The sequence below is a fragment of the Pseudomonas sp. GV071 genome, assembly GCF_003050835.1.
In the GTDB taxonomy this organism is placed as follows: Bacteria; Pseudomonadota; Gammaproteobacteria; order Pseudomonadales; family Pseudomonadaceae; genus Aquipseudomonas.
Window position 1 is genome coordinate 115308 of the sequence record NZ_QAOJ01000012.1, and the last position, 18206, is coordinate 133513.

The following is an 18206-nucleotide window of genomic DNA, read 5'->3' on the forward strand; positions in this document are numbered from 1 at the left end:
CCGCAGTGGGATAAAAAGGGAAGGCCCGCCTTGGCAATCACCCGTGGGCTGAAAGCACTATAGATGGGTGTAGGAGCCCCTGCCGAGGTGCAAGGGAATGTCCTCTAAAAATCTGAAGCCCTCGCAGAAACTGGCTTTGCGCCGCTTCGCTTACTACGCTCGTTCCAACGGCTTCGCCTCCACAAGGATTGGGGAACAAGGTGGACCTACTGATCGAAGAGGTTTCTGGCCCCTCCCAGCCTAAGTGGCTGGTGCACACCTGCGGCTTGACGTTTCGCTTCTTCGATCAACGTTCAGCAGAAACCTTCGCGAGCACGCTTCAGGAGCGCGTCAACGCGCCTCATCAACTGCCCGAGGACGCCGTCAAGTATTGGGCTCGGGAGCATTGGCGTATTTTGCGCGGCTCCTAGCTCGGGGTCTGTTTGGCAGTGCCCAGCTGCAGGGCGCGAGTTGCTACGAACCAACTCTCAGCAGCGCAGTGCGTAGTCAGTTCGGTGGCTTGAGCCGCGCGAAAGGTCATGCTGTACGGGAGGGGACCATGTCGTATTCGCGGGTGTTTTATCTAAGCGATACCCACACGATAAGGAGCAACTTATGGAAAGTTCGACCGGCAATCTGAACCTGGAAAAACCAGCGATACCCAACACATCACCACAAACGGTAGCGTCCAATGACAAGCTCAAGATCGGGGCTCTCATTGCCCTGGTCGTAGGTTCGATGGTCGGTGGCGGGATCTTCTCGCTCCCGCAGAACGTCGCAGCCCACGCCAGCGCCGGCGCCACCCTGATCGGCTGGCTGATTACCGGGGTCGGCATGTTGATGTTGGCCTTCGTGTTCCAGACCCTCGCAAACCGCAAGCCCAACCTCGATGGTGGCGTTTACGCCTATGCCAAGGCCGGCTTTGGCGATTACATGGGTTTCTCTTCAGCGTGGGGCTATTGGATTAGCGCCTGGATCGGCAATGTCAGCTACATGGTCTTGCTGTTCAGCACTCTGGGTTACTTCTTCCCTGTGTTTGGTGAAGGCAATACCTTGCCGGCAATCATCTGTGCCTCTGTGCTCTTGTGGCTTCTGCACTTTCTTGTGCTGCGCGGCATCAAAGAAGCCACCTTCATCAACACCTTGACCACTATCGCCAAGATGGTACCGCTGGCCCTGTTTATCTTCATCGCCGTCCTGGCTTTCAAGCTGGATGTGTTCACCGCCGATTTCTGGGGTGCTGGCAACAGCGATCTGGGCACCGTTATGAACCAGGTGCGTAACATGATGCTGGTGACGGTTTGGGTCTTCATTGGTATCGAAGGCGCCAGTATCTTTTCCTCCCGGGCAGAAAAACGCAGCGACGTCGGCAAGGCCACAGTGGTGGGTTTCGTCGCTGTGTTGCTGCTGTTGGTGCTGGTTAATGTGTTGTCACAAGGGCTTCTGGCGCAGGCTCAATTGGCGGGTCTGAAGAACCCGTCCATGGCTGCCGTGTTGGAGAGCGTGGTCGGCCACTGGGGAGCGGTATTGATCAGTGTCGGTTTGATAGTGTCCCTAGCCGGCGCGCTGCTGTCCTGGACCCTGCTGTGCGCGGAAATCCTGTTTGCCAGCGCACGCGATCACACCATGCCGGCCTTCCTGCGCAAGGAAAACCAGAACCAGGTACCCGCCAACGCCCTGTGGTTATCCAACGGGCTGATCCAGCTGTTTCTGATCATCACCCTGTTCAACAGCTCGACCTACTTGAGCCTGCTGTACCTGGCCACCTCGATGATTCTGGTGCCGTACTTCTGGTCGGCGGCCTATGCGCTGCTGTTGGCCTTGCGCCACGAAACCTACGAGCAGGCCCCCGGTGAACGCGGCAAAGATCTGGTCATCGCCCTGATTGCCGTTATCTATGCGATATGGCTGGTGTATGCGGCGGGCGTGCAGTACCTGCTGTTGTCGGCACTGCTGTATGCACCAGGGGCGATTCTGTTTGCCAAGGCAAAGCGTGAGCTAGCCCAGCCGGTGTTTACCAACATTGAGAAGGTGATCTTCTTGGTGGTGTTAGCCGGCGCGGTATTTGCGGGCTACGGCCTCTACAAAGGCTTTCTCAGTTTGTGACACTCAGTGGCCCTGACACCTGTGCAGACGAACACTAAAGTCTCCGTCCCCAGCTCAATCAGGTAAAGGTTCGTTATGACTAAAAAAATCGATCTGACGATTACCCATGATTACCTCAATCCGTTTGCCTCGCCGGACAACCCCAAGCTAAGCCCCGAGCTGGTGGACTACCTGTCAGATAGCGCCTGGTATCACCCCGAGCTGAGCCTGCAGATTCGCTGCCCTGAAGAGGAGCGAGAACGCCTTCAGCAAGCCATCAGCAACACGTTTGCGGAAAAGAACGAGCAACTCAGAGGGGATATTCGCACCCAACGGGTGTTGGCGCTGACACTCCTGGGCTTGGCACTCGCCTTGGTGCTGGCAGGCACGGCGCTGGGCATTGAAGGCACTATCCCCGTGGGAGTCGTTACCGTCACGGCGTGGATGCTGCTCTGGCGCAGCGGAGAGATATTTTTTCTGGATATCCGCAGCATGAATCGGCAGCTGCGCAAGTACCAACGCATCGCCAGTGCATCAAAGCAGTTTCGATGAGGTTGATCGTTCTCAGGTTATGCGTGTGAGTCATGTCTGCGTTCAGGCGAGCTGAAATCCGACTTTTTCGACAGCAATGGGTCGACTACAGCCCCCAGGCCTCAGGTAGCAATCGGCCAAAGGCGGACGGAAAGACGTCCGACCGGCTTCTGCTATAGTTTTGAAGGCGTGGCGCAAGGCAACAGTCTGTTGGTTAAACCTTCTCAGGATCTTAGGCATGCGAATCGTGACGGCTCTTGTATGTACGTTTTTGCTCTCCTTGACACTGCCATCTCTGTCATTTGCCGGTTCCAATTGTGAAAAGTCAGATAAAAACTGTTTTAAAAATAACGACTATCAAAAAGGGAAAGGCAATTGCAATGAAAATGGCAATTGTGAGAAGGCCAAGGACAAAGCCAAAGACGATGATTACGCGGTCGATTGCAGGGAGATAAATAATGTTGTCCTGCGTCGTGAGTGCCTTGAGAGACGCAGAGATTGAATCAACTCCAACTGACATATTGATTTTGCGGATTGGCGACATTTTTTATATCCACAATCACTTCAGTGACGACATCTGATTGTGATGGCGTCACGGACGATTCAACCAAAGGGCTGGCGGCAGAACGGGTGATTAAACGAAGCCGATGGTTACCTGGAAAACCAGCGCCGTCGGATGCGCTGGTCAATAGCGAAAGCGTGTGCTGAAAAAAATCTGGGCCCCCTTTGTTTTGCGAACCGCGCTAATCGCTCAAAAAAAGAATGATTGACCTCCCACCCTGGGTTACTAACGTCTGCCCTCTAGCAACCCTGGGATAGGCCGTCGACTTTGGGCAACCCGTCATTTCCCGCCCACCTCTTCGCTGGCCTTCGGCCTCTGACGGGAGACTGCTGGCGACCCAAGCTATAAACCCAAGCTATAAAAACGGTGTGCTGTCGCTTCATGGTAGGTCTGGGGAATCACGACTAACCTGTTCTCTGCCTTCTTCACGAAGGGTGAAAACTCGGACTCACAGGCGAGTTGCTGCACTGCGTATGCCGCGATCAGCTGCCCGGTGCTAACGCAGGAGAGCAGCGTGGCACGTTATCTACCTATCCTGTTGCTCACAATCGGTCTGACGCCTGTGTCCTCGGCATTCGCCGCGACTTTTGTCTGGACGGGGTTTGGATGTTATACGTGCCCGGGGTCCTGGTCGCCTCAAGGTCCCCCCGATGGTCCGGGAGAGGACGCTGTGTTTCGCGAATTCGGCGCTGACACGGTTTCAGTGTTACTGCCGATTGGTCCGTCATCCTGGGTGTTCGCAGCCAACGGTCAAGATTACCTGATCACCGGCGCACCCATTTACTTCGACGGCCCCGGCCTGATCAGCGACTCCTCCGAACTGATCGTTATCGGTAATGTTCTCGCCGGTGACGGGGGTGTCACCCAGAACGGCGCAGGGACGCTGGTGCTGAACGGCGACAACACTTACACCGGCGGTACCACCCTCAACGCCGGCACGCTTTCAGTCAATGCAGACAACAACCTCGGGGCCTCCAGCGGGCCGTTCAGCATCGGCAATGGCAGACTCAACACCAAGCAGACGTTTGCGACCAGCCGCCTGATAACCCTGACCGGCAACGCCTCACTCACGCAAGCTATCGGCACCGGCCTGACCCTGAATGGCGTGGTCAGTGGCCCCGGCTCTCTGGCTCTGGACGGTGACGGCGGCCCTGGCGGGCTGGTAACCCTCAATGCGGGCAACACCTACACCGGAGCGACCAACCTCAATAGCGGGTTGCTGTTCGTCAACGGCTCGATTGCAACCTCCAGCCAGTTGACCACTAACCCGGGAACCTACCTCGGCGGCTCCGGCTTGCTGCCGGGCAGCACCATCGGCGGTGGCATTTCACCAGGTCCCGCCCGCGATACAACCGGCACCCTGAGTATCGCCGGAAACCTGAACACTCAACCCACCGCCAGTTACATCGTTAACTTCAGTTCCAGCGGCGCGAACGACCTGATTCACGCCAGCGGGAGCGCCACGTTGAATAATGCCAACGCCACCACCGTACTGAATGGCTTTATCCCGGTGGTGAATCAGCGGTACACGATTCTCACCGCCGACGGCGGCCTGAATGGCACATTCACCTATCCGAACCAACAACTGCCGCTGTCGACCTTGAGCATCGTTTACGACCAGAACAACGCTTACTTCCTTGTCGCCCGCAATGACGTTCCCATCGGCGGAACACCCCTGCCTCCGATAGAGGGGTTGCCACCGACCAACCCGATCTTCGGCGGAATTGTCCTGTTGCCCACCCTGGGCGAAATCCGCGCCGCGCTCGATCAATTGTCCGGGCAGATTTACCCGTCGCACATGACCGTCATGCTGGAAGACAGCCACTTTGTGCGCGACGCCGTCTTCGACCGTCTTGATGGGCAACTCGATGAGCCGATCGCCACCGTCATGCACTCGGAAAACTCGGTGCAACTTGCCCCCAACCTGACCGCCTGGGTACAAGGCGTTGGCGCAGACCGGGAGCAAGGTGACGTATCCATCGACACCGGCGGGACGTTCCTGGGGATCGACTCGCGCATCACCGGTACCACAACCGCGGGTGTTCTCTTCGGCTACACGCGGTCGGATGTGGACGCGCCATACAGCTCTGCCACGGGTGACAACTTCACCATCGGTGCCTACATCGGCGAGCTGCTCGGGTCATGGTCGCTCAAGGCGGGCACGAGCTACACGTTCAACGAGATCGATACCAGCCGGACGGTGAACTTCGGCTATTTCAGCGATTCCCCCAGCGCCGATTACTCAGCTAATACCGCCCAGGTCTTCGGCGATGCCGCGTACAGGTTTATTACCGGACCGATAGTGCTGGAGCCTTACGCGAACATCGCCTGGGTCAACGTCGACGCTGACGGTTTCACTGAACAAGGTGGACCTGCCGCCCTAAGGATGGGCAGCAGCGACAACGACGTGACGTATAGCACTCTGGGGATAAGGCCCAGCTATAAATTTGGCACCCACAACATGCCAATGCGGGTGAAGGGCGGATTGGGCTGGCGACACACATTCGGCGATCTCGAACCGTCCGACACCATCGCCTTCGCCAGCGCCGCAGGCACATCCACAATACCCGGTGTGCCACTGGCCGAGGATGTGGCGGTCGTCAACTTCGGACTCCAAGCAGCCGTGACAGCCAGTACCAACCTGAGTCTGACCTACAACGGCCAGTTTGCCAGCGACGCCCATGAGAACGGTCTTACGGGGTTGTTGCGGGTAATCTTCTAATAGTGTTTACGACAACCGCGACCGAGGGGGCATTGTCACATTGCGCGCATTGCGCACTGAGAGATACCCGCAAACCCTGCGACGGGCTGCTTTTGGCCGGTAGCTGCCGGTCGCATGAAAAGCTCCTGTGCATGCCCCCTCCTATACCGACGTCCAAATTGCTCCGAGCCTCTGGAGTTCGGGTGGCTTGCACTTCATAGGATCCATGGTCACCTGATGTCCCTTAACAATGGACATCTCTTATGAACAGCATCAAACCCACCGCTCTCAACGCTGCCCTTTGGAATCGTCTACTCGCCTGCGCCCCACTTGTCATCGCAATGGCCGTGATCGCAGCACTTAGATCGAGTCGCCTGGCGAGTGAATTACTCCCAGACAGCACTCGAATAATAGAAATGACCTGTTGGCGGATGGCGTTGCTCGTGTCTTTCCACTCCGCGCCGCTCACATGGGCGAGGTTTATCTACCGGGGGTACAGAAATAACCTCATGCCCTTCCCACTTCACCAAGCCATGACACAACTAAGAATGCCTCTCGCAACGTGGACATCAGGATGTTTGGTAATAGCAATTGCTTTGTGGCCGGCACTGACGCCTTAAACACAAGAACCGCACAACTCCCTGAAGCCCCCCCTAAATACCTGCGAGGAATTTGCAGTGCGTACCCTCTTTTTTATTGCGTTCACTTTACTAATATCAGGCTGCGGCCTTATCCCACGCACAGGCACACCTTCCGAAGCGTTGAAGATCGCCGATGCGATGGGCGTCCCTGCTGCTGACATGCCGAGGGCCCAGTACGACAAGCTGCTCGCACAGCAACAAACCCCAAATGCCCCCAAAATCTCAGACGATGCAATTTCAGGGGCAACTCACCTGTTGGCGTCCGGAGATCCAACCATGTTGCTACTAAGCGGATTCTCCGCTCGCAGCATCTCTGCGAACGTTCAGCTAGTAGCGTGGGTGCCGGAAGACATCGCTTCGAGCCCCGAAAAGGCGGTTGAAATCAGCTCCAAGGCTTACATCGAGGCCAGCGCTAACGCTCGGGCGCGAAGCGAGGAAGAACGGCAGCGGATGCTCAAGTACCCAGTGCGCTACGTCCTTGGCCAGCCGTACGGGGAAGGCGGCCCAGTTCATGCCTCCGCTCAGCTTCTCGACTTAATCGCGAATCACACCCCTGCTTTAGTCGATGCGCCACCTTTCATGAACACCCGTAGCAAAGTCTATGGGCCAATATTCATTGGAGCTTGGGGAGGCCACTCAAAAGCGGAAGACGTACAGGCAACACTGAGAATGTCTTCACTGCTGCCCCATTGGTTTTACATCTACAGTCCCGGCTTGGCGGGTGTAACACCACCGTCCATCATGAATAGAGGAAAACAGCAGCTATTCATTCAGCCCTGACGCTATCCGCTTAGAAGGCAAGGCGCGTCACGAGACCGATTGAGCCGCGTCGAGGTGTTGCGTGTTCAAAAAGTGCACTTAAGTGCGCTTGATTACCCGGATAACCATCGGTGACAGCTCAAGACAAAGGGTGAAGCCAAAAAAGGTGAACTTAAGTTCACCTTTTGTTCACTTTCTCCTCGATCTCTGCCTCAAGGCCCTCTCCAAACCAACTAACTGACGGTACCAGCTCGCCCTCCAAAAACGACCGCTCGTCCAATCAGCTGCATAGGGGGCATATTTGGGGGCACATCAGAATGGAAATCAAAATAATGCATTACAGATCAAAAACTTAAGATGCTCATTAAAGAGCCCCCGGCTCCACCAAACACAAAAAACCCCGAAGGCGCAGGCCTTCGGGGTTTTTCTTTGGGTACGCAATTCGGTTACTTAGCGCCCAGCGCGCCCTCCTCCCCCCGCAACGCCGCACTCATCCCATCACAGCTGCGCGACCACCCCAGCAACCACTCCGGCATCTCTGGTGACTGTTCGACCAAGCCCAGGTGCCGTGCGAACTCCCCCGGTGAAACGCCGCCCTTAGGCGAGCGAAACAACCCGCGCATGACCACTACACCCAGCACCCGCCCGTCTTTCACGAAGCGGTGTTCCATAAAGCTCCATTTCTCGTCCCAGCCGAGCATGCGGGTGTGGATTTCGAAGGTTTCGAATAGGCGAAGTTCGCGGCGGAATTTGCCCCAGGTGTCGCCGACTATGGGAACGGCTTTGTGCTTCAGCGCCACGCGAAAAGCGCCGCTGCGCAGGACGTAGTCCATGCGGCCGATGTCGGCGAGGGTGAAGTAGCGGCCGTTGGTGACGTGGCGGTTGAGGTCCAGGTCGGTGGGCCAAACGCGCATGCGCACGACGGTGGTGGCCATGGGGGCGACCGGTTTACGCCAGGGGCGGCGCAGGAGCATGAGGATAAGTCGGAACCAGAGATTCATATGTACGCCAATCAGTGTGTGATGGCGGGCATCTTAGTGCGCGCCGATGGGCTACAGTAGGTGCGCAAATGACTTTTTTCATGCGAAATGCGCAACAGGCCTGCTATGCACGTGACCTTGCTTCTGGCGGACCAGTGCTCCGCTGCCAGCGCCAACATCGCGCTTGAGGTGTTGAGTGCGGCCAATCAATTCGCCGCGACCGATGCGCCGCTGTTCGAGGTGGTAATCGCCTCTCTCGATGGGGCCAACGTGACCTCGCAAGCCGGCCAGGTGCTGCAGGTGCAGCAGGCGATGGACGCCATCGGCCACACCGACCTGGTGCTGGTGCCGGGATTTTTGTTCACCTTGCGCCAGGCTCTACCGGCCTTCCCCGCCTATGCCGATTGGCTAAATCGTCAGCACGCGCAAGGGGCGGTGGTGGCGTCGATGTGCACGGCGGCGTTTATGTTGGCGGAGGCGGGTTTGCTCGATGCACGGCGCGCTACGACCCATTGGGCGTTTGCGGAGTTTTTTCGCCGGCGTTATGGGCAGGTGCTGCTGGATGAAGGGCAGATTCTGTGTGAGGACGACCGGGTGATCACTTCGGGCGGCGCCAGTGCGGCGATGGATTTGCTGCTGCATGTGGTTCGGCGTTTTGCCTCGCTGGAGCTGGCGCAGCAGTGTGGCAAATACCTTCTGGTGGACGCAGTGCGCAGCGAGCAGTCGGTGTATGTGATGTGGTCGCTTCCGAAAAGCCATGGCGATACCGACATTCTGCGGGTACAGCAGTGGCTGGAAGAGCACTTCGCCGAGCCATTGTTGATCGACGATCTGGCCCAGCAATTCGGCTTCGGTGTGCGCAACTTCAAGCGGCGGTTCAAAGAAGCCACGGGCTATACGCCGATCGCCTACCTGCAGACTCTGCGCCTGGAAAAGGCCAAGCACTTGCTGGAGTCCACGCGCATGAGCCTGGACAGCATTACCTACAAGGTCGGTTACGAAGACAGCAATTCGTTTCGCCGCCTCTTTCAGCAGCGGGTTGGGCTGCTACCAGCGGCCTATCGCAAACGCTTTCAGGTGCGCGCCAGCTGAGGGCGCGCCTCACCACCAGCCGCTTTCGCCGTCCACCATCCTCTTGTAGAAGTCGATATTCGCGCGCAAACCGAACCACACGCCAAACGAGACGGTGGTGGCGCGAACCAGATGGCCATAGCCAAAAAATTCCAGAGCCAGCCCTACGGCGGTGGCCGCCAGTACGGTCAGCACAAAGTACACCACCGCCTTTTTCCACATGCCTTTGGCGATGTAATAGAACGGGCCGAAGATGAAGGCCAGCACGTTCAGGCGCATGGCCCGTTGCCGTTCCTGGCGACTCAATTGTTTGAAGTTCGGCAGCTTGGCGCCGCCGGCCAGCGCAATAGCGTGGAAGCGGTCTTTCCAGGCCGGCGATACGGGCAACGCCTCAATCTGCTCGGTCAGAGGCAGTTGGCTGTTGGCGAGCAAACTCGCGGCGGGCGGGGTATAGGGGTTGGGGGCTTGCATGCGACGTCCTTGTTGGCCGTGAAAGCGGTCGGCGCAGACTAGGACACGGCCGCGAAGCTGGCTAGTACCCGCCTGCCAACCGGTTCGCACTGTTCGGTAGCGGCAGGGCGAGCCTGACCACAGCAGCGTTTTTTGCCGCGTGAGAATCGCTTGCTACGACAATTTTTTCACGACGCTCATGGAAAGCTAAGCCCGGAAAAAAACCGCAATCGAGCACCATCCAAGGAGCCATTAAGATGCTGGCAAGCACCTCGCCGCAGCTTGATACCGGAGCACAGAAGCCCCACCGTGAAGCGGACAAACACCTGCTTCGCACCCTGATCCAGAACGCAGGCCTGCGCTCGTCCATGTCGCGCCTGAAAGTAATGGCCGCCCTGTGTGACGCCAGCGCCAGGGGACGCACTCAGGGTGTTGGCGTTTCTGGCAGTGAACTACACCAACAATTGAGCCGCGCCGGTGAACCGCTGTGCCTGGCCAGCGTGCGCGACGTGTTACGCCGCCTGCAGCAAAACGGCTTAGTGCAACGGACGGGGCGTGATCAGTACTGCCTGGCTCCGGATGTGGAGGACACTCTGATGGGCGGGCACATGGACGTCACGCTTGCCTAGTTGACCCAGCCTTCACGAAACGCTAGACAGGCAGCGCAAGGTGACAACTCCTACAACTTTCCGCGTGCGGGCTGCCGAACTCAGCTAAACCGGAGGCTACCCCGTGAGTCCTGGTCAGCGTAATCCCCCTTCGGTAAATCCACTCTTACCCTTGAGCAAATCGCGACGGATGCGATCCAGGTTGACCATGCGCAACTCGCCAATCGTCACGCTCGGCAACATGCCGATTTCCAGCCAATGGGCCACCTTTTTCAACCGAGATACCGGTCATGGCGGCAAAGGTGCCAACGCCGCAATAGTCGAACTCGGGAAATCTTTCCGCAGCACGCGCTATGGCTGGTGAGCGGAGAGGTGGCGCCGGAGATTGGCCAGACGAGCCCTAACCATGACCAATCAAAGGAAAGCTAACGCCTTCCATCAGTTACTGCCCGCTGCTTTATGCCGCCACCTTGCAGCAGGACCATAAAACAACCATATTCGGTCCACCATCCAATCGGGGCACGCCATGCGCTACTCATCCCAGGTCAAACCCATTAGCTATCTCAAAGCTAATGCTGCAGAAGTTCTGACTACGTTGGCTGAAAGCAGAGAGCCACTCGTCATTACCCAGAATGGTGAAGCAAAGGCGGTTTTGCAGGATGTCGCCTCCTTTGAAGAAACCCAACAAACGCTCGCAATGCTTAAGGTTCTGGCATTGGGCAATCAGGAAGTGGCGGCAGGTAAGGTCAAACCCGCGAGCGATGTTATTGCCCGTCTACGGACCAAGACACGGACGGCGTGATGACCACAGCACCGGCAACGTTCGAGGTGTTGCTCACCGAAGGTGCCGAGCAAGACTTAGAAGCCATTCACGACTACATCGCTGAGTTTGACAGCCCCGCAAATGCCAATGCGGTATTGGATGGATTAGTAAACGTTGTGGAAACGCTGGCACGCTTCCCGGAGCGAGGAAGCTATCCCAAAGAGTTGGTAACACTGGGGATAAAGGAATACCGCCAAGCCTTTTTTAAACCGTACCGGGCGATTTATCGCATTCTCGACAGCCAGGTAGTCATCTATTTAATCGCGGATGGTCGCCGCGATATCCCCTCACTACTTTCTCGCCGGCTGCTTGGCGGTCAGTAAGCGCGCATGTCGGCTCAGTTGCAGCCTCTCTGCCTGCAACGTTGCTCAGACCGAAACCAGTCTGAACATTTTTTCTGACCCGATAGTCAATCAACTATCCGTTCACGCTCAGAGGAAGCTCCCCATGCCCCACTTCACCATCCACTACCAATACGATGCCGAACCCCGCACCCACGTTATCGAGCTCAACCAACCCCGGCTCTCGCAAGCCAACGCCGTGCGGCATCTGATCGAGCTTCACCATGGCGATGCCGAGAACAGCCTGTTGATGCCGGACGCTGAGGCGACCGATGCCGAAGTGCTGGAGCAGGCCGAGGTGCTGAAAATCGCCAAGGTGCAGGTAATCGCGAAGGACGCTTGAATCGCAGATCACCAAAACAAAAACGCCCGCGTTCGTTAAAGGACGCGGGCGTTTTTGTTGATGCGGGGTTTACCAGTCGTAGCTCATGTCCACCGACGCCACGCGCGCTTGGCCGTAGTAGCAGCCGAAGCTGTAGTTACACTCGGAGACGTACTCGCGGTCGAACAGGTTCTGGATGTTCAGGCTGGTTTGCAGGCCTGCCAGGCTGTGGTCGAGACGGCCGAGGTCGTAGCTGATGGTGGCGTCGTAAACCACGAACGAGGGCACGTCGAAGGTGTTGTACATGTCGCCGGGTTTGCCCCCGGTGTAGCGCGCGCCCATGCCCAGGGTCAGGCCGTCGACCACCGCCTGGGTGAAGTGGTAGTCGACCCACAGGGTGGCCGATACCGGTGCCTGGGCTTCGGAGCGGTTGCCCTCTTCGCCCCAGTTGCCTTTGGTGTAGAACGAGTCCATGTAGCTGGCGGCGGCCAGTACGTCGATGTTGTCGATGCTGGATTTCACCTCCAGCTCCACGCCGCGAGACCGCACTTCGCCGGACTGGATCTCGTAGTCCGGATAGAGGATGTCCATGGTCCGCACGTTTTTCTGTTTCACCTGGTAGACCGAGGCAGTCATCAGGGTCTTCTCGTACGGTTGGTATTTCACCCCCAGTTCGTACTGTTCGCCTTCGGTAGGCTCGAAGCTTTTGCCACCGCGCTGCGGCGCGCCGGTGCCGACGCTGGGCAGGAAGGATTCGGCGTAGCTGATATAGGGCGCCAGACCAAATTCGGTGACGTAGGTGAGGCCGATTCGACCGGTGAACTTCTTGTCTTTTTGCGTAGTACGGGTCTCGGCGAGTAGGTCTTTGTTTTGCACTTCGGCCCAATCCTGGCGCCCGCCGACGGTGAGAATCCAGTTATCGAGTTTGATCTGGTCCTGGGCGTAGAGGCCGGTCTGGCGCACGGTGTCATCCCATTGGGTGGCCAGAGTGGGTTTGTAGGCAGCGGTACTGGTGTTACGCGGGTCGTACAGGTCGACCGGCACGTTGTAGGCGTTGTAGCCGCTGTATTGGCGCTGGAAATGGCGGTAGTCGACGCCCACCAGGCTGGTGTGCTCGAGGGCGCCGGTGGCGAATTTGTATTCGAGGTTGTTATCCAGGGTGTAGGCGGTGTTGTGCTGGCGCCAATCGACTTTGGTGCGGTTCACCTGGGTGTAATCGGTGACGCCGCCGCTATCGGTCACAAAGCTGCGCAGGTACAGGCCTTTGTAGCGGTCTTGCACGTCGATATAACGGGCGCTCTGGCGGTAGGTCAGGTCGTCATTGAAGGCGTGGCTGAGTTCGTAGCCGAAGACGTACTGGTTGCGCATGTAGTCGTTGAACTTCGAATCGCCGAAGAACGAGTCGCGGTCGATGCGTTCGCCGTTGGGGCCGCGCTTCAGCGAGCCGATCATTGGCATCGACTGGTAGTCGGCCAGGCCGTCGTCGCGCTGGGCCTGGGCGTACAGGGTGATGGCGGTGGCGTCGTTGGGCGCCCAGGTAAAGCTCGGTGCCAGCAGTTGGCGTTGGCTGTAGGTGTGGTCGAGCTGGTCGTTGCCTTTTTTCGCCACGGCCACCAGGCGATAGCTGAACTCGCCCTGGTCATCGAGCGGGCCGCTGGTGTCGAGGGCGCCGTTGACGCGGTGATAACTTCCGAGGCCGAACTTCACCTGGCTGCGCTGTTCGGTGGTGGGCCGTTTGGACACCATGTTGATGATGCCGCCCGGTTGGTTCTGACCGTACAGCACCGAGGATGGGCCCTTGAGCACTTCCACCCGCTCGATGGTGTAGGGGTCGATTTGCGGCGCGCCGCCGAGGCTGCCGGCGTAGGGCAGGTAACCGCCGTCCAAGTAAAGCGGGGTCGGCGCGAAGCCACGGCTAGTGATTTCGTCGGCGATGTTATTGCGGTCGGTGTAGCCGTTCACGCCCAGGCCCGGGGTGTAGCGCAGGGCTTGGGTGATGTTGCGCGCGCCCTGGGTGGTGATCTGGTCGGCGGTTACCACGTTGATGGTTTGCGGCACTTCCAGAATCGGTGTGTCGGTTTTGGTCGCGGTGGCGGTGCGGGTGGCGACGTAACCGTCGACCGGGCCGTACGCCGACTCGCTGACCCCGGCAATGCTGGTGGCGCCCAGCTGCAGCGAGGCGTCGCCGTCGACCACTTGAATCAGGGTGTAGCTGCCGTTGGCCTGCTGCACCGCTTGCAATCGGCTGCCGGCGAGCAGTTGCTGCAGGGCGCGGTCGGCGCCAAAGCGGCCGCGCAATCCGGCGCTTTGCTGGCCGCGCGCCAGGCCTGGTTCGAACGACACGGTCGTACCGGCCGTGGCTGCAAATTGCGCCAGGGCCGCTTCCAGTGAACCAGCGGCAATGGCGAAATCGTATTCGCTGACGGTCTGCGCCCAGGCCGGTGCAGCCAGGCTGATGGCGCCGAGCGGGCCCACCAGGGCCGCGCCGAGCATGGCGGCGTACAGCAGGGAGGTGCGCGCAGCAGGCGCAGCGACGGGGGTGACAGTGTTGCGAGGGGACATGCGGTTTCCTTTCGCCCAGTGGCAGTGGTTGGCGGCGTCTGTGCGCCTCTACCTACCAAGTCGAATGAGAATTCAAATCAACAACCCCGCGGGCGAAAAAGTTTTCCCAAGGGATGTTGGCGGTGTTTTCACACGGCTTCGACGCTTGCCCAGTAGCGGCTGAAACGGCGGATGCGCACCGGTAAGGTGGCGGTGAGGTTGTCGAGGATGGTGTCGGTGTTGCCCAGGTGAAAGGCCCCGGAAATACGCAGTCGGCCGACGCTGCCGTCGCAGCCCAGGTGGCCGGGGCGATAGCGTTGCAGTTCGTTGATGAAGTCTTCCAAGGCCCAATCGCTGACCACCAGCATGTCGCGGCTCCAGGCATCGGCATGCGGTGTAGCCAGCAGCACGCTACCGCTGTGCTGCGATTCGAAGCGCAGTTGCTGGCCGGCCTCCACCCGCGTGGCGGAGTCGGGCGCGCCAGCCGGACGCACTTCAACCGCATGCTGCTGCACGCTGACCAGGGTTTGCCCGCCGTCACGGCGCACCACAAAGCGGGTGCCGAGAGCACGGATGCTGCCCTCGGCGGTATGCACCACAAACGGCCGCGCCTGCGCATCGGGCGCCGTCTCGATAAGGATTTCGCCACTGAGCAAACGCACTTCGCGCAGGCTGGCGCTGTAGCGGATATCCACCGCCGTGGCGGTGTTCAGCTGCAACTGACTGCCATCGTCGAGGCGCAACTGACGGCGCTCGCCGGTGCCGGTGCGTTGGTCGGCCATCAGCGTTGGCAAGGGTGTGGTGCGCCACGCCAGCGTGCCGGCGGCGCCGCTGGCCAGCAGCAGCGACAGCACCTTGAGCACGTCGCGGCGTTTGGCCCGCGCGCTGGCCAGGGTCGGGCGGGCGACGGCCGGGTTGAGCTGGTCGAGTTTGCCTTGCAAGCGCCCGAGCCGCTCCCAGGCCTGCTGGTGCTGCGGGTCACGCTCCAACCAGCGCCGATGGGCTTCGTGCAGGGCGTCGTTGGGGCTGTCGCAACGCAGGTCGACATACCAGCGCGCGGCAGCTTCCAGGGTGGCGTGGTCGAGGCGGCTCACCCTCATTCCTCCAACAGCAACAGGCAATGGGTGAGGGCGCGCACCGCGTGTTTTTTCACGGTGTTGACCGACACGTTCAGGCGCCGGCCGATTTCCACATAGCTGAGGCCATCGAGCTGCGACAACAGAAAAATCTCGCGGGTGCGGCTGCCTAGGCCATCGAGCAAGCGGTCGATTTCCATCAGGGTTTCGAGAATCAGCGCGCGGGTTTCCGGCGAGATAGCCACTGGTTCGGGAATCGCCGCCAGGGTTTCCAGGTAGGCCTGCTCCAGCGCGCGGCGGCGGAACAGGTCGATCATCAGACTGCGGGCGATGCTGCTCAGGTAGGCGCGCGGTTCGCGCAACTCGGCCGCCTTGCGCAGGGTGAGCACGCGAATGAAGGTGTCTTGCGCCAGGTCGGCGGCGTTCTCGCTACAGCCCAGGCGTTTTTTCAGCCAGCCGCACAACCAGTTGTGGTGCTGCGCATACAGCGAATGCACGGCGGTTTGCAGGGAGAGATCGGCGGACGACATGCGTTAAAACCAAAGGTTGTCATTTGATAATTAATCGCATCTTCAAGTAGGCGCGCCCATTTGGCAAGCCAACCCGGCCGCCAAGCCCGTTAGCTGGACGTCGACCCACCCTTGCCATCGCGCTGCCCGTCCCACCAACGCATCACTTGCTCACCGAATTCCGGCGGCGCTTTACGGCCGAAGCGGCGGGCGATGTCGAGCACGGTTTGCTGGGCCAAGGCTTCTTCCATGCGCTTTTGCGCGGTGAGCATGACCGCGTGCACTCCACAGGTGCCGGCCATTGCCCAGTCGGGAGGCGAACCGTCGAACACGGCGCAGCGTTCGCGCACGTTGCGGCAGTCGAAGATGGATTTGTCACCGTCGATGGCCCGCACGATATCCAGCATGGTGATTTCATCGGCCGGCCGCGCCAGCTTGAAACCGCCGCGCACACCGGTGGTGGCCACCACCAGATCGGCCTTGGCCAGGCGGGTGAAGATCTTCGCCAACAACTCCTGCGGCACGCCTTGCAGTTCGGCCAGGGCACGCACGCTGGCTTCGCGGCTGTCGCCCTTGTCGTCCGCCAGCCACAGCATGCAGTGAATGCCGTACTCCACCCCTGCGCTGTATAAAGCCATATTCAACTCCGACTTAATTGGTCGCACTATTTTGCCGACTACGACCGTCAGCCGCAAGCCAAGGCTGGCGCCATAACGCGCACTCCGTCGACATCAGGGAATATTCGCCAACCGTTAAACGCCAAACAAAGCCGCCAATTACGCGGCCTACAGCGAACACCCGCAGCATCCCGTGCAGCTAACGACGCAGCCGTGGGCAAAAAAATACTTGCCCGCCTAAACTCCGACCAATATAGTCGGCGTTACGAGTTAACCCGCCAGCCCGGGCAAACGGCGATTGATGTACTCGTCTTTGAGCGAATTTTTCTTCCCTTAAAAATTAGAGAGACACCACCATGAAACAACGCATTCTGATCGTCGGTGCAGGCTTCGCGGGTATGTGGAGCGCGCTGAGCGCCGCTCGCCTGCTGGACAAACACAACCACACGGAAACCGAAGTGGTGGTCATCGCGCCGCAAGCCGAGCTGCGTATTCGCCCGCGTTTTTATGAGCCCAATGTGGCGAAAATGGCCGCGCCGCTGGGCGAGTTGTTCGATGCCGTGGGCGTGCGTTTTATCAAGGGCAGCGTGGAAGAGATCGACATCGCCAGCAAACAAGTGGGCTACCGCAACGCCAGTGGCGCCCTCGCCACCCTGGTCTACGATCGGCTGGTGCTGGCCAGCGGCAGCAAAGTCTGGCGCCCGGAGTTGCCGGGCCTGGAACACGCCTTCGATGTCGACCAGATCGAAGAAGCCGACCGCCTTGAACAGCACATCAATGCCCTGAGCAAACTGCCCTCCTCCCCCGCCCGCAATACCGTGGTGGTTGCTGGCGGCGGCTTTACCGGGATCGAGACCGCCACTGAAATGCCGGCACGTCTGCGCGCCGCACTGGGCGCCGATGCGGACGTGCGGGTAATCGTGGTCGACCGCGGCAGCAAAGTGGGCGGCGCCATGGGCGATGGCCCGCAGCAACTGGTGGCCGAAGCCTCGGCAGAACTGGGCGTGGAATGGCGCTTGAACAGTGGTGTGGCGGCGGTGGATGCCAACGGCGTGACCCTGGCTGACGGCCAACGCATCGAAGCCAAGACCGTGGTCTGGACGGTTGGCGTGCGCGCCAGCTCGCTGACCACACAAGTACCCGGCGAACGTGATAGCCAGGGCCGCCTGCATGTCGACCGCAACTTGAAAGTGCTGGGCCAGCAAGACGTGTTCGCCACCGGTGACGTCGCTTACGCCCAGGTCGATGACCTCGGCAACTACGCCCTGATGACCTGCCAACACGCCATCGCCCTGGGCCGCTCGGCCGGCAACAACGTGGCCGCCAGTTTGCTCGGCGTCGAGCCAATCCCGTACAGCCAGGTCAAGTACGTCACCTGCCTGGACCTGGGTGCCTGGGGTGCAGTGTTTACCGAAGGCTGGCAGCGCGAAGTGAAGTTCGTGCGCGAGGAAGGCAAGCGGATCAAAAGCGAAATCAACGGTTTCTGGATCTACCCGCCGAAGGCCGACCGCGCCGAAGCGCTGGCCGCAGCAGACCCGCTGATTCCTGTAGTGGCGTGACCCATCCAGAGTAAAAAAACACCCCCGTCAGGCTTACCTGCCGGGGGTGTT

Annotated in this window: 19 protein-coding genes; 12 read left to right on the forward strand and 7 right to left on the reverse strand. The window is 59.4% G+C overall.

Translation table 11 applies throughout. The annotated features are described in order from the left end of the window. The first annotated feature begins 200 nt into the window (after window positions 1–200). From C8K61_RS21260 to C8K61_RS21285, 6 genes are all read left to right on the forward strand, one after another. Window positions 201–410, forward strand: a complete 210-nt coding sequence (locus C8K61_RS21260; RefSeq protein WP_108098289.1) for a hypothetical protein — start codon at window positions 201–203, stop codon at window positions 408–410. A 184-nt stretch (window positions 411–594) separates the two neighbouring features. Beyond that, window positions 595–2085 (forward strand): arginine-ornithine antiporter, encoded by a 1491-nt coding sequence (gene arcD, locus C8K61_RS21265; RefSeq protein WP_256589510.1) that lies wholly within the window; start codon window positions 595–597, stop codon window positions 2083–2085. Between the two features lie 75 nt (window positions 2086–2160). Continuing rightward, a complete protein-coding gene (locus C8K61_RS21270) occupies window positions 2161–2616 on the forward strand; it encodes a hypothetical protein (protein ID WP_108098290.1) in 456 nt (151 codons plus the stop codon). Between the two features lie 217 nt (window positions 2617–2833). Further along, entirely contained in the window at window positions 2834–3097 is a 264-nt protein-coding gene (locus C8K61_RS26695) for a hypothetical protein (RefSeq protein WP_146174325.1), read from the forward strand. A 730-nt stretch (window positions 3098–3827) separates the two neighbouring features. Continuing rightward, window positions 3828–5879, forward strand: a complete 2052-nt coding sequence (locus C8K61_RS21280) for an autotransporter domain-containing protein (RefSeq protein WP_146174326.1) — start codon at window positions 3828–3830, stop codon at window positions 5877–5879. A 656-nt stretch (window positions 5880–6535) separates the two neighbouring features. Next, the gene (locus C8K61_RS21285; protein ID WP_108098293.1) at window positions 6536–7279 is read left to right on the forward strand and encodes a hypothetical protein; all 744 of its coding nucleotides are present in this window, start codon (window positions 6536–6538) and stop codon (window positions 7277–7279) included. A gap of 425 nt (window positions 7280–7704) precedes the next feature. Here C8K61_RS21285 and C8K61_RS21290 read toward each other — a convergent pair whose 3' ends face one another. Next, on the reverse strand, window positions 7705–8259 hold the full coding sequence (locus C8K61_RS21290; protein WP_108098294.1) for a thioesterase family protein: 555 nt from the start codon (window positions 8257–8259) through the stop codon (window positions 7705–7707). 105 nt (window positions 8260–8364) lie between these two features. Here C8K61_RS21290 and C8K61_RS21295 point away from each other — a divergent pair, with 105 nt between their 5' ends. Further along, on the forward strand, window positions 8365–9330 hold the full coding sequence (locus C8K61_RS21295; RefSeq protein ID WP_108098295.1) for a GlxA family transcriptional regulator: 966 nt from the start codon (window positions 8365–8367) through the stop codon (window positions 9328–9330). A 9-nt stretch (window positions 9331–9339) separates the two neighbouring features. Here C8K61_RS21295 and C8K61_RS21300 read toward each other — a convergent pair whose 3' ends face one another. Then, window positions 9340–9780, reverse strand: a complete 441-nt coding sequence (locus tag C8K61_RS21300) for a DUF2628 domain-containing protein (RefSeq protein WP_108098296.1) — start codon at window positions 9778–9780, stop codon at window positions 9340–9342. A 236-nt stretch (window positions 9781–10016) separates the two neighbouring features. Between C8K61_RS21300 and C8K61_RS21305 the strand changes: the two genes are divergently transcribed. Further along, window positions 10017–10388: a hypothetical protein gene (locus C8K61_RS21305; RefSeq protein WP_108098297.1), complete on the forward strand. Its 372-nt coding sequence runs from the start codon at window positions 10017–10019 to the stop codon at window positions 10386–10388. Between the two features lie 114 nt (window positions 10389–10502). Here the strand turns inward: C8K61_RS21305 and C8K61_RS26860 are convergent, their stop codons facing one another. After that, a complete protein-coding gene (locus C8K61_RS26860) occupies window positions 10503–10643 on the reverse strand; it encodes a hypothetical protein (RefSeq protein WP_178086485.1) in 141 nt (46 codons plus the stop codon). A gap of 250 nt (window positions 10644–10893) precedes the next feature. Between C8K61_RS26860 and C8K61_RS21310 the strand changes: the two genes are divergently transcribed. The 3 genes from C8K61_RS21310 (at window position 10894) to C8K61_RS21320 (ending at window position 11874) form a co-directional block, all read left to right on the forward strand. Beyond that, entirely contained in the window at window positions 10894–11169 is a 276-nt protein-coding gene (locus C8K61_RS21310) for a type II toxin-antitoxin system Phd/YefM family antitoxin (RefSeq protein WP_108098298.1), read from the forward strand. Next, entirely contained in the window at window positions 11169–11513 is a 345-nt protein-coding gene (locus C8K61_RS21315; protein WP_108098299.1) for a type II toxin-antitoxin system RelE/ParE family toxin, read from the forward strand. The genes C8K61_RS21310 and C8K61_RS21315 overlap by 1 nt, the downstream gene beginning before the upstream one ends. A gap of 124 nt (window positions 11514–11637) precedes the next feature. Then, window positions 11638–11874: a hypothetical protein gene (locus tag C8K61_RS21320; RefSeq protein ID WP_108098300.1), complete on the forward strand. Its 237-nt coding sequence runs from the start codon at window positions 11638–11640 to the stop codon at window positions 11872–11874. Window positions 11875–11943: 69 nt separating this feature from the next. Here C8K61_RS21320 and C8K61_RS21325 read toward each other — a convergent pair whose 3' ends face one another. From C8K61_RS21325 to C8K61_RS21340, 4 genes are all read right to left on the reverse strand, one after another. Next, window positions 11944–14346 (reverse strand): TonB-dependent siderophore receptor, encoded by a 2403-nt coding sequence (locus C8K61_RS21325; protein WP_108098389.1) that lies wholly within the window; start codon window positions 14344–14346, stop codon window positions 11944–11946. Window positions 14347–14543: 197 nt separating this feature from the next. Next, entirely contained in the window at window positions 14544–15494 is a 951-nt protein-coding gene (locus tag C8K61_RS21330) for a FecR domain-containing protein (RefSeq protein ID WP_108098301.1), read from the reverse strand. Further along, the gene (locus tag C8K61_RS21335; RefSeq protein ID WP_108098302.1) at window positions 15491–16000 is read right to left on the reverse strand and encodes a sigma-70 family RNA polymerase sigma factor; all 510 of its coding nucleotides are present in this window, start codon (window positions 15998–16000) and stop codon (window positions 15491–15493) included. The genes C8K61_RS21330 and C8K61_RS21335 overlap by 4 nt, the downstream gene beginning before the upstream one ends. Before the next feature lie 89 nt (window positions 16001–16089). Then, on the reverse strand, window positions 16090–16617 hold the full coding sequence (locus C8K61_RS21340) for an Rrf2 family transcriptional regulator (protein WP_108098303.1): 528 nt from the start codon (window positions 16615–16617) through the stop codon (window positions 16090–16092). Window positions 16618–16952: 335 nt separating this feature from the next. Here C8K61_RS21340 and C8K61_RS21345 point away from each other — a divergent pair, with 335 nt between their 5' ends. After that, window positions 16953–18155, forward strand: a complete 1203-nt coding sequence (locus tag C8K61_RS21345) for an NAD(P)/FAD-dependent oxidoreductase (RefSeq protein ID WP_108098304.1) — start codon at window positions 16953–16955, stop codon at window positions 18153–18155. Window positions 18156–18206: the final 51 nt, after the last annotated feature.

Excerpts from the sequence above, each read along its gene's own strand:
- arcD (WP_256589510.1), top strand. The coding sequence starts at position 595 with ATGGAAAGTTCGACCGGCAATCTGAACCTGGAAAAACCAGCGATACCC.
- C8K61_RS21270 (WP_108098290.1), top strand. The coding sequence starts at position 2,161 with ATGACTAAAAAAATCGATCTGACGATTACCCATGATTACCTCAATCCG.
- C8K61_RS26695 (WP_146174325.1), top strand. The coding sequence starts at position 2,834 with ATGCGAATCGTGACGGCTCTTGTATGTACGTTTTTGCTCTCCTTGACA.
- C8K61_RS21290 (WP_108098294.1), bottom strand. The coding sequence starts at position 8,259 with ATGAATCTCTGGTTCCGACTTATCCTCATGCTCCTGCGCCGCCCCTGG.
- C8K61_RS21295 (WP_108098295.1), top strand. The coding sequence starts at position 8,365 with ATGCACGTGACCTTGCTTCTGGCGGACCAGTGCTCCGCTGCCAGCGCC.
- C8K61_RS21300 (WP_108098296.1), bottom strand. The coding sequence starts at position 9,780 with ATGCAAGCCCCCAACCCCTATACCCCGCCCGCCGCGAGTTTGCTCGCC.
- C8K61_RS21305 (WP_108098297.1), top strand. The coding sequence starts at position 10,017 with ATGCTGGCAAGCACCTCGCCGCAGCTTGATACCGGAGCACAGAAGCCC.
- C8K61_RS21310 (WP_108098298.1), top strand. The coding sequence starts at position 10,894 with ATGCGCTACTCATCCCAGGTCAAACCCATTAGCTATCTCAAAGCTAAT.
- C8K61_RS21315 (WP_108098299.1), top strand. The coding sequence starts at position 11,169 with ATGACCACAGCACCGGCAACGTTCGAGGTGTTGCTCACCGAAGGTGCC.
- C8K61_RS21320 (WP_108098300.1), top strand. The coding sequence starts at position 11,638 with ATGCCCCACTTCACCATCCACTACCAATACGATGCCGAACCCCGCACC.
- C8K61_RS21325 (WP_108098389.1), bottom strand. The coding sequence starts at position 14,346 with ATGCTCGGCGCGGCCCTGGTGGGCCCGCTCGGCGCCATCAGCCTGGCT.
- C8K61_RS21330 (WP_108098301.1), bottom strand. The coding sequence starts at position 15,494 with ATGAGGGTGAGCCGCCTCGACCACGCCACCCTGGAAGCTGCCGCGCGC.
- C8K61_RS21335 (WP_108098302.1), bottom strand. The coding sequence starts at position 16,000 with ATGTCGTCCGCCGATCTCTCCCTGCAAACCGCCGTGCATTCGCTGTAT.
- C8K61_RS21340 (WP_108098303.1), bottom strand. The coding sequence starts at position 16,617 with ATGGCTTTATACAGCGCAGGGGTGGAGTACGGCATTCACTGCATGCTG.
- C8K61_RS21345 (WP_108098304.1), top strand. The coding sequence starts at position 16,953 with ATGAAACAACGCATTCTGATCGTCGGTGCAGGCTTCGCGGGTATGTGG.